The sequence below is a fragment of the Moraxella sp. genome (genome assembly GCF_024227015.1).
Lineage (GTDB): Bacteria > Pseudomonadota > Gammaproteobacteria > Pseudomonadales > Moraxellaceae > Moraxella.
In genome coordinates this window covers 1-10105 of the sequence record NZ_JAAELD010000249.1, presented here as the reverse complement: position 1 = coordinate 10105, position 10105 = coordinate 1, and the positions used below count along the sequence as shown (strand labels likewise).

Below are 10105 nucleotides of genomic sequence, written 5' to 3'. Positions count from 1 at the left end.
TTTTCTTCTTTTCTTTATTTGTCTTTTTCCTATTGTCTCTTATGCCAATGACAATGCCAAACTAAACTTTACGCCATTATTTGCCCCATTATCCGATGCCATGGGAGCGGTAAAGCAAAACAATACCCAACAAGCCAAAGATGATTTGATTGTCATAGAAAAAGAATTAAATAATATCGGCAAAGACACCAACCGCCAAAGCATATTATATCAAGAAACAATCACCGCCTTAAATCACGCCAAAGCCAATCCCAATAACGACACGCTAAAAGAGCTATCCATAAAACTCTACGCTTATGAAAAAGAGCAAAACCCCGTGGATTATGGCATTAAACGCCGTCAATTTGCCAAAAATATCACGCCTGTATTAAATGAATTAGATACCGCTATTCAAGAAATGGGCAAGGGCGGCAATATTGAAAAAGTCAAATCGGTTTATCACACGTTTAATAAAACATGGGTCGCCAATGAAAGGGTGGTGAGAAATACCAGCATGGCTCATTATGGCAAAATAGAAACCGCTATGGCAATGATACGAGTGGGAGCAGAAAATAATCCGCCCAATATCGTCATGATGACGGATAATATGGCAATTTTAAAATCAACAATTGATAGTTATAATCAAGGCGATGAATTAACCGAAATTAAAAATGACAAAGTGGATTTGGTATATGGGGCAGAGTTATTAAAACAAGGCTTAACTGCTTTTAAAAATAATGATAAAGCAGCTGCCCAAGCCAAATTGGGCGAATTTATCCAAATCTGGGCGAGTATTGAGGGCGATGTGCGTACCCGAGATGCCAAGCTGTATGCCGAGATTGAAAGCGATGTGCCTGTGATTATGGCAAAGGGCGACACGGCAAGTGTGGATAAGTTGGCAAGTTTGATAGAACGCTTGCAAGCGATTAACCCACACGCTCGCTATTCGTGGGTGGACGCCATGCTGATTTTGCTCCGTGAGGGGCTTGAAGCTTTGCTTATTGTCATGGCACTTTTGACCGCCTTGACGGTGGCAGGACAACCCAAGGGCAAAAAATTGGTCATGGCAGGGGTCGGCACGGGACTGGTGGCAAGCCTTGTTGGGGCGTGGGCGTTGGCGCGACTTTTCCCTGCTCTAACATCAGGGGCGAACCGTGAGGCATTGGAGGGGGCGGTCGGTATCGTGGCGGTCGTCATGATGATAGGTGTGGGGGCGTGGCTACATTCTAAATCATCCGTCAAGGCGTGGAATGCCTATATCAACAAGCACATGGGCGTGGCGTTATCCACAGGAAGCATGGCAGGGCTGTTTGGCTTGGCGTTTTTGTCGGTGTTTCGAGAGGGGGCGGAGACGGTGCTGTTTTATGCAGGGATTTTGCCAAGCATTGCCATGAGTGAGTTTGTGCTGGGGATAGCGGTGGCATTGGGCGTGCTTTTTGTGGTGGCAGTTGTCATGGCAAAAACGTCCGTTAAATTGCCCATTCCGCTACTGTTTAAAATCTTAACGTGGCTCATCTATGCTTTGGGATTTAAGATTTTGGGCGTGAGCATTTCGGCACTACAACTGACAGGGCATTTGCCCCGAGATGTGGTAGATGTGCCTAGCGTGGCGTTTTTGGGGATTTATCCGAGTGTACAAGGCTTGGCGGTGCAGGCGGTGTATGTGACGATATGTATATTGGTATGGCTGACATCAGTGCGCAAATCAGTTAAATAAAAGCAACCCACCGCAACAATATGAAAATTTAACTGTAAAACCATAGAAAAATTAGGTATATTATCAATAAACTTATAACTAGTAATTAGCGAGGCAACATGCAATACCCAGCTAAAAAAATCTCTTTGGTGACCGCTTTAATCTTCGCATTAAGTGCCTGTGGTGGCGATAAAGCTCCTGAAAAAGCTCCAGAACCTACAAAAGCAGAAACTGCACCTGCTGCCACAGTAGTGGCACCCGCTGAGAATAAAGCAGAGGTCACTCAAGAGCCGATCCAGGAACCTGCCACACAAACAGAGCCAACTCAAGCGCCAGAGCCTGTAGCAGAGGCACCTACCGAGACAGCTGCTGCACCTGTTGAGGCGCTGTCTATCGAGGAAGGTAAGAAACGTTACGAGCAAACATGCAAGGTTTGTCATGATCAAGGGTTGCTTGATGCGCCTAAGCTTAGCGATAAAGCCGAGTGGGCAAAACGCCTAGAAAAAGGCGTTGATAAGCTACACGAACATTCTGCAAAGGGCTTTAATAAGATGCCTGCGCAGGCGGTAGGAGCTGTCACAGAAGCAGAAGTATATGCGGCAGTTGATTATATGCTAGAGCAAGCTAAGTAATCATTTGTATTAACTAATAATAAAAAACCACGTCCTAAGACGTGGTTTTATGTTTTAGACTTTATCCAGTGCTTGTTCTAAGTCAGCGATCAAGTCGTCAATATGCTCGATACCAATTGACAGTCGGACCATGTCTTCACTAACACCGGCTTTGGCAAGCTCTTCTTCGCTTAGCTGACGGTGCGTGGTGGTAGCAGGGTGGCAAGCCAAGCTCTTGGCATCGCCAATATTAACCAGACGCGTGAATAATTGTAGAGCATCAATAAAGCGAGTACCGCCAGAGCGACCATCTTGCACACCAAAAGATAGAATGGCCGATGGTTTACCTTTTAGGTATTTTTTGGCGAGGTCATGCTGTGGGTGCGTGCTTAGACCTGCATAGTTTACCCAGTTTACCTTTGGATGATTTTGTAGGTATTCTGCGATTTTTTGAGTGTTTTCGGTGTGGCGCTCCATGCGTAGCGATAGCGTTTCTAGTCCTTGTAGGATCAAGAATGCATTCATCGGGCTGATAGTACCGCCTGTGTTGCGCAGTGGTACCACGCGCGCACGCCCAATGAAAGCTGCCGCGCCCAGCGCTTCTACATAATTTACGCCATGATAGCTTGGGTCGGGGGTGTTTAGGGATTTGAAGCGCGCAGCGTTATCGCTCCAGGGGAATTTGCCACTATCAACGATGATGCCGCCTAGGCTCGTGCCATGACCGCCGATGTATTTGGTCAAAGAATGTACGACGATGTCAGCACCATGCTCGAATGGCTTTAGTAGTGCAGGCGTGGCGACAGTATTGTCCACGACGACAGGTACACCATATTCGTGAGCGATGGCACTGATTGCCTCTAGGTCGATGATGTTACCCAATGGGTTACCGATGCTTTCGATGAATACAAGCTTGGTTTTGTCATCGATTTTATCGCGTAGGCTCTCAGGATTATCACCATCAAAGAATCTTACGTCGATGCCTTGCTTAGGCAGAGTATGGGCGAATAGATTGTAGGTGCCGCCATAGAGTGTGGAGACGGATGTGATGTTATCGCCTGCCTCAGCCAATGTCTGAATGGTGTAAATGATCGCTGTCATGCCTGATGCGACGGCTAGAGCTCCAATGCCGCCTTCTAATGCAGCAAGGCGCGCTTCTAACACGGCTGTTGTTGGGTTCATGATGCGAGTGTAGATATTGCCCTGTACTTTTAGGTCGAACAGATCAGCGCCATGCTGGGTGTCGTCAAAGGCGTATGAGGTGGTTTGATAGATGGGTACAGCAACTGCCTTAGTGGTGGGGTCTGGGCTAAAGCCTGCATGAATGGCAAGGGTTTCGTCTCTATGGGTCATGATAATCCTCATGAATAATGATAAAATACAAGCAACATCATAACAAAATTACCAAAAAAGGCAAGGTGGGATTGCCCATAAAACAAAAAAATCCACTCGCATGGAGTGGATTTTTTTTGTTGGGCTGGATTAGCCACCGAAGTCATCAAGTAAGATGTTTTCATCTTCTACGCCCAAATCTTTGAGCATCTTGATAACCGCAGCATTCATCACCGGAGGACCACACATATAGAATTCACAGTCTTCTGGCGCTGGGTGGTCTTTGAGATACTCTTCATAAAGCACGTTATGAATGAATCCAGTGTAACCTTCCCAGTTGTCTTCAGGCTGTGGGTCAGACAAGGCAACATGCCATTCGAAGTTGTCGAATTCTGCTGCCAGACCGTCATAATCTTCAACGTAGAACATCTCACGCTTTGAACGTGCGCCATACCAGAAGCTGATTTTTCGATCTGATTTTAGACGTTTTAATTGGTCAAAGATGTGTGAACGCATCGGTGCCATACCTGCACCACCACCGATGAATACCATCTCAGCCTTAGTATCTTTGGCGAAGAATTCACCATAAGGACCTGATACGGTGATCTTGTCGCCTGGTTTTAGGCTAAATACATAAGATGACATCTTGCCTGGTGGGATACCTTCTGGACCACGCGGTGGTGGACTTGCGATACGAATGTTAAACTTGATGATGCCCTTTTCTTCTGGGTAGTTGGCCATCGAGTAAGCACGAATCACAGGCTCATCAACCTTGGACGTATAACGCCATAGGTTAAAGTTATCCCAATCTTCATGATATTCTTTGGCGATGTCGAAGTCTTTGTAATGTACTTCGTGCGGTGGCGCTTCTAACTGCACATAACCACCTGCACGGAACGGCACAACTTCGCCCTCAGGGATTTTTAGGGTAAGCTCTTTAATAAACGTTGCTACGTTCTCGTTAGAGATAACCTCACATTCCCATTTTTTGACATCGAAGAATTCAGGGTCGATCTCGATTTTCATGTCTTGTTTTACCGCAACTTGACACGCCAAACGCATGCCTTCACGGATTTCACCTTGGGTAAAATGACCTTCTTCGGTAGGTAGGATTGAACCACCACCGTCAAGTACTTTACAACGACACTGACCACAAGTACCACCACCACCACAAGCTGATGATAGGAAGATGCCTTCGCCAGCTAGGGTTTGTAGTAGTTTGCCACCTGCGGCAGTTACTACGTTATTATCAGGGTTTTCGTTAATATTGATGGTTACCTTGCCAGAGCTTACCAATCTTGAGCGTGCGATGAGAATGATCACCACAAGGCTCATGATAATGGCGGTAAACATGGCGACACCGCCAAATGCTGTACCAAACATGTTTTCTCCTTATAAGCTCATACCGCCGAATGACATGAAGCCAAGCGACATAAGACCAACGGTGATGAAAGTGATGCCAAGACCACGAAGTGGGGCAGGGACATCCGAGTATTTTAGTTTCTCGCGAATACCAGCTAGAGTTGCAATCGCCAGAGCCCAACCTAGACCTGAGCCCACGCCATACACTACAGATTCACCAAAGTTATAATCACGCTCTACCATGAACAGTACGCCACCCATGATGGCACAGTTAACGGTGATCAGCGGTAGGAATACGCCCAGAGCGTTATATAGGGCTGGCATGAACTTATCAAGGAACATCTCCATGATTTGAACAACAGCAGCAATCAGCGCAATATAACTCAAAAGTCCCAAGAATGACAGGTCCGTACCAGGAAAACCTGCCCACGCAAGCGCGCCATCTTTAAGAAGAAATTGGTAAAGTAGGTTGTTTAGCGGTACACAGATTGCCATGACCACGATAACCGCAATACCTAGACCAATCGCGGTAGATACTTTTTTGGAAACGGCGATGAACGTACACATACCCAAGAAGAAGGCAAGTGCCATGTTCTCGATGAATACGGACGTAATGAATAAACTGATGTAATGTCCCATTAGTGTCCTCCCATGCCTTTGGATTGTGGTTTCATGGTAAATTCAGCAGGCTCAACTTGTTCAGGCTTCCAGATACGGACGATCGCAATGAACAGCGCAATCACGAAGAATGCTGATGGTGGCAGTAGTAATAGACCGTTTGGAATGTACCAACCGCCATCGGTTGCTTTTTCAAGCAATTGAATGCCGAACCAGCTACCATTACCTAAGATTTCACGAATGGTGGCAACGAAAATAAGTACCGCAGAGTAGCCTAAGCCGTTACCGATACCATCTAGGAAGCTTGGAATCGGTGGGTTGCTCATCGCATAGGCTTCAGCACGACCCATAACGATACAGTTGGTGATGATCAGACCAACGAATACCGACAATGACTTAGCGACGTCATAAGCGACGGCTTTTAGGATCTGGTCAACCACAATAACCAAAGACGCGATCACGACCATCTGTACGATAATACGGATAGATGACGGGATTTGGTTACGAATGATCGAGATAAAGAAGCTAGAAAATGCCGTTACCAATGTCAAAGCAATACACATTACCAAGGCGTTTTTTACACTGGTGGTTACCGCAAGTGCTGAACAAATACCTAGGATCTGTAATGCGATCGGGTTGTTATTAAAAATCGGCGTGGTTAAAATCTTTTTGGTGTCTGCCATGATTATGCTCCTTTGCCGTCAGCGGTGCCAGCTTTTAGGTTTTCTAGGAATGGCTTGTAACCATTCTCACCCAGCCAAAACTGAACCATGTTATGCACACCACGACCTGTTAGAGTAGCGCCACTGATGCCGTCTACTTGTTCAGGTTTAGCAGTGCCTGCCTTGGCAACGCCCATGACGAGCTCGCCGTTTTCGTTATATAGTTTTTTGTCGTTCCAAAGCGCGCGCCATGGCTCGTCGGTGATACGAGAACCTAGACCCGGGGTCTCTTTGTGCTCGTAAAAGTTCACACCTTTGATGGTGTTGAAGTCTTTATCTAGAGTAAGTAGACCGTAGATCTGACCCCATAGACCAGCACCGTGGAATGGCAGTACCAAGGTGTCAATGCCGCCATTGGTGTCTTTGGCAAGATAAACTTTACTGAATTTTGGCTTGCCACCGATGCCTGCCACGTCATTATCAAGTGGTGTACTTAGTGCTGGCGTACGGGCAGCTTTAGCGATGCTGTAGCCATTCACATCAGTGATGCCTGCTTGGCTAAGCTCTTCTTCAGTGGCAAATTTACCTGTTTCTAGATTGATCATTTTGACTTCAAAGTCAGCAAAGCGTTCAGCAACGACGCTGTTGGTGTCTTTGTTTGGGTCAAATTTACCTGCAGCGATCAAGACGTTCTTATTGAAGTCTAGCGTGCTGTTTTCGGTTTGCTTTGGTTTTAGACCAACCGCAACCGATGATACTGCAATGGAGCAAACCAAGCACAGCACCAATGCAGTTACGACTGTCGTAACATTACTATTTTTGGCTGACATGACGCAATCTCCGTGCTGTTTGACGTTTGATGTTGGCTTGTTTGACGAAGTAGTCAAATAGCGGGGCGAACAAGTTGGCGAATAGGATGGCCAGCATGATGCCTTCTGGGAAAGCAGGGTTTACCACACGGACAACCACAGTCATAAAGCCGATTAATAGACCGTAGCACCAGCGACCTGTGTTGGTATGTGCTGCTGATACAGGGTCAGTTGCCATGAATACCGCACCGAACATGAAGCCACCAATAACTAGGTGCCAATGTGGTGCAAGGCTCATCATTGGGTTTTCGCCGCCGATTAGGTTGAAGATGAATGCAGTCACCACAAGACCAATCACAGAACCTGCGATCACACGCCATGAAGCGATCTTCGTCCACAGTAGACCTACTGCACCGATCAAGATGGCAAGGGTTGATACTTCACCAATAGAGCCTTGCATGTTGCCCAAGAATGCGTCTGTCCAAGTGATCACTTGACCATAGGCGTTCACGAACTGATCGGGACTTACGCCAGCTGCTGCTAGACCTAATGGTGTTGCACCACTAAAGCCGTCCACCGCTGTCCATACCGCATCGCCTGACATATAAGCAGGATAAGCGAAATATAGGAACGCACGACCAGCAAGGGCAGGGTTAAGGAAGTTCTTACCAGTACCGCCAAACACTTCTTTTGCAACAACCACACCAAAGCTGATACCTAGGGCAACTTGCCATAGTGGTACATCTGGTGGTAGTGATAGGGCAAATAGCACAGAAGTAACGAAGAAGCCTTCGTTGACTTCGTGACCACGCACCACAGCAAAGATGATTTCCCATAGAATGCCTACTGCGAAAGTCACCGCATAGATAGGTAGGAATTGCATCGCGCCATAGACGAAGCACGCCCAGATGCTATTAGGATCATAGCCTGCCATGCCGGTGATGGCTGTGCGCCAGCCAGTTGGTTCAAGACCAAGTTGGCTGATGGCAGTTAGCGCTTGAAAACCGACGTTGTACATGCCCCAGAACATCACAGGGAAAGTGCATAGCCATACGGTGATCATGATACGCTTTAGGTCGATACCATCACGCACGTGAGAGGCGCTGTATGTCTGAGAGCTTGGTTGACGGAAAAACGTGTCAAACATCTCAAAAACGGCATAATATTTTTCGTACTTACCACCTTTGGTGAAGGATGGCTCTATACGGTCAAAGATATTGTGAATAAATTTCATCGTTTAGCCTTCCTGCTCAATACGGGTCAAGTTATCACGCAAAATATCACCAAATTCGTATTTGCCAGGTGACACAAAGGTGCATAACGCCAAATCTTCTTCATCAAGCTCAAGCGCACCAAGCTCTACTGCTTCGATGATGTCGCCTACGATGAGCGAGCGAAGTAGCTGAGTTGGTAGGTAGTCTTGCGGCATGACTTTTTCGAATGAACCGATTGGCACCATCGCACGAGGTGAGCCATTGGTAGACGTGGTAAAATCGTATTTTTTGCCACCGAAGAACTGCGAGATGTAGATTGGCAGCATAGAGAAACGATTAAAACCAGGGGTGAAGAAGTGCAGGGCAGGGCGTTCACGACCTTCAGCCAATGCTGATACTTGGTTGTGGAAGCGACCTAGGTAGGCAATGTTACCAGCAGCAGCGCGACCTGATAGCACCGAACCTGAGATGACGCGATTGTCATTGCCTTTAAGCTCGTTGGCAGTCAATTCTGCCAAATCAGCACCGCGAATGGTACGGATAAGACGTGGGTTATTAACTGCAGGGCCTGCAAGGCTGATCACGCGGTCGGTGTAGATGCGACCAGTGGTGAATAGCTTACCAATGGCGATCACGTCTTGATAGCCGATTGTCCATACACTTGCGCCGCGTCCTAGTGGGTGCAAAAAGTGAATGTGCGTGCCAGCGTTACCTGCTGGGTGCTTGCCTGTAAAGCCTTCATAAACGGTGTCATTAGCGACGTTCGTTGCTTTGGCAGGTGCAGTTTCGCCGTGGCAGACGTAAGTCTTTGGCGACAACGTTGAAATAACTGCCAAGCCGTCATTAAATGCATCGATGTTGTCATTAATGATGCGCGTAGGATCGATGGTTAGAGGGTTGGTGTCCGTAGCAGTTACAAAGATCGCTGAAGGTACGCTATCGATCTCTGGCGTGCGACTAAAAGGACGGGTGCGGAACGCTGTCCATTCACCTGAAGCCACCAATTGTTCTTTTACTGCCTCACGGTCAATAGACGCAAGGTCTGCAGCTGCATAGGCATTAAAGGTAACTTCATCTGCTGCGCTAGGGTTGGCAGCGATGACGATGCTTTCAAACACACGGCGCTCGCCACGATTCACAGAAACGATGCGACCGCTCACAGGGGCAGTATATTTAACACCCGCGCGTTTTTTGTCTTCAAACAACACTTGCCCTTTGGCGACGGTATCGCCTTCCTTGACACTCATGGTTGGACGCATACCGATGTAGTCATAACCGATAAGCGCAACGTGAGTTGGCGTGTGTTCGCTAATCTCGTTGGCGGGTTCGCCCGAGATGGGCAAGTCCAAGCCTTTTTTGATGGTAATCATAAGCGGATACTTAAATTAAGACCAAAACACACCAGCGCGGGCAAACCCCAGTTAAAACGTGGCTACCTGAACGGCTGGCTACCAAATTTTCCAAGAAACATCCAAAACTTACTGGCGTGGCATCGCCAACTGGTAAGTTACTTTTGTCTAAAGGAATTCATGCAAACGCCGCTTGGCATATCACAACTATGTTGCTACTATTTTACCAAATCTGCTAAGCGTGCAATAAACCTTTCTATTATACGCTAAATTGACAAAAAATTACAGACTTTTCGGCAAATTAGCCATTAAAAACAAGGTTAAGTGAATGATTTTAATTGTCTTTTTGAATTACTGAGAAATGATTTGATATTTTTTAAAAAATGTTGCCAAATTTTGTGGGGAATTTGTTAAAATCCTTGAGTAATTCTTGAAATGATTTATTGTTAATTTATATTAAAAGGTGTGTTATG

General features: G+C 46.7%; 9 protein-coding genes. 2 read left to right on the top strand and 7 right to left on the bottom strand.

Annotation, left to right across the window (positions count from 1 at the left end):
• Together GY683_RS05920 and GY683_RS05915 are read left to right on the top strand one after the other, a co-directional pair.
• On the top strand, positions 1-1696 hold a 1696-nt coding region (locus GY683_RS05920), incomplete at its 5' end, for an FTR1 family protein (protein WP_297287864.1).
• A gap of 98 nt (positions 1697-1794) precedes the next feature.
• Positions 1795-2307 (top strand): c-type cytochrome, encoded by a 513-nt coding sequence (locus GY683_RS05915; RefSeq protein ID WP_297287863.1) that lies wholly within the window; start codon positions 1795-1797, stop codon positions 2305-2307.
• Between the two features lie 54 nt (positions 2308-2361).
• Here the strand turns inward: GY683_RS05915 and GY683_RS05910 are convergent, their stop codons facing one another.
• The 7 genes from GY683_RS05910 to GY683_RS05880 all read right to left on the bottom strand — a co-directional run bounded on the left by GY683_RS05910 (position 2362) and on the right by GY683_RS05880 (position 9653).
• Positions 2362-3639 (bottom strand): aminotransferase class I/II-fold pyridoxal phosphate-dependent enzyme, encoded by a 1278-nt coding sequence (locus GY683_RS05910; RefSeq protein ID WP_297287862.1) that lies wholly within the window; start codon positions 3637-3639, stop codon positions 2362-2364.
• 129 nt (positions 3640-3768) lie between these two features.
• Positions 3769-5001, bottom strand: a complete 1233-nt coding sequence (nqrF, locus tag GY683_RS05905) for an NADH:ubiquinone reductase (Na(+)-transporting) subunit F (RefSeq protein ID WP_297287861.1) — start codon at positions 4999-5001, stop codon at positions 3769-3771.
• Positions 5002-5010: 9 nt separating this feature from the next.
• On the bottom strand, positions 5011-5619 hold the full coding sequence (nqrE, locus tag GY683_RS05900) for an NADH:ubiquinone reductase (Na(+)-transporting) subunit E (RefSeq protein WP_297287860.1): 609 nt from the start codon (positions 5617-5619) through the stop codon (positions 5011-5013).
• Positions 5619-6281, bottom strand: a complete 663-nt coding sequence (locus GY683_RS05895) for an NADH:ubiquinone reductase (Na(+)-transporting) subunit D (protein WP_297287859.1) — start codon at positions 6279-6281, stop codon at positions 5619-5621. Before GY683_RS05895 ends, nqrE begins: the two co-directional genes overlap by 1 nt.
• 2 nt (positions 6282-6283) lie before the next feature.
• Positions 6284-7090 (bottom strand): Na(+)-translocating NADH-quinone reductase subunit C, encoded by an 807-nt coding sequence (locus GY683_RS05890; protein WP_297287858.1) that lies wholly within the window; start codon positions 7088-7090, stop codon positions 6284-6286.
• The gene (locus tag GY683_RS05885; protein WP_297287857.1) at positions 7074-8303 is read right to left on the bottom strand and encodes an NADH:ubiquinone reductase (Na(+)-transporting) subunit B; all 1230 of its coding nucleotides are present in this window, start codon (positions 8301-8303) and stop codon (positions 7074-7076) included. Before GY683_RS05885 ends, GY683_RS05890 begins: the two co-directional genes overlap by 17 nt.
• Positions 8304-8306: 3 nt before the next feature.
• A complete protein-coding gene (locus GY683_RS05880; RefSeq protein WP_297287856.1) occupies positions 8307-9653 on the bottom strand; it encodes a Na(+)-translocating NADH-quinone reductase subunit A in 1347 nt (448 codons plus the stop codon).
• Between the last annotated feature and the right edge of the window lie 452 nt (positions 9654-10105).

Coding starts and splice junctions, on each gene's coding strand:
- GY683_RS05915 (WP_297287863.1), top strand. CDS start 1,795: ATGCAATACCCAGCTAAAAAAATCTCTTTGGTGACCGCTTTAATCTTC.
- GY683_RS05910 (WP_297287862.1), bottom strand. CDS start 3,639: ATGACCCATAGAGACGAAACCCTTGCCATTCATGCAGGCTTTAGCCCA.
- nqrF (WP_297287861.1), bottom strand. CDS start 5,001: ATGTTTGGTACAGCATTTGGCGGTGTCGCCATGTTTACCGCCATTATC.
- nqrE (WP_297287860.1), bottom strand. CDS start 5,619: ATGGGACATTACATCAGTTTATTCATTACGTCCGTATTCATCGAGAAC.
- GY683_RS05895 (WP_297287859.1), bottom strand. CDS start 6,281: ATGGCAGACACCAAAAAGATTTTAACCACGCCGATTTTTAATAACAAC.
- GY683_RS05890 (WP_297287858.1), bottom strand. CDS start 7,090: ATGTCAGCCAAAAATAGTAATGTTACGACAGTCGTAACTGCATTGGTG.
- GY683_RS05885 (WP_297287857.1), bottom strand. CDS start 8,303: ATGAAATTTATTCACAATATCTTTGACCGTATAGAGCCATCCTTCACC.
- GY683_RS05880 (WP_297287856.1), bottom strand. CDS start 9,653: ATGATTACCATCAAAAAAGGCTTGGACTTGCCCATCTCGGGCGAACCC.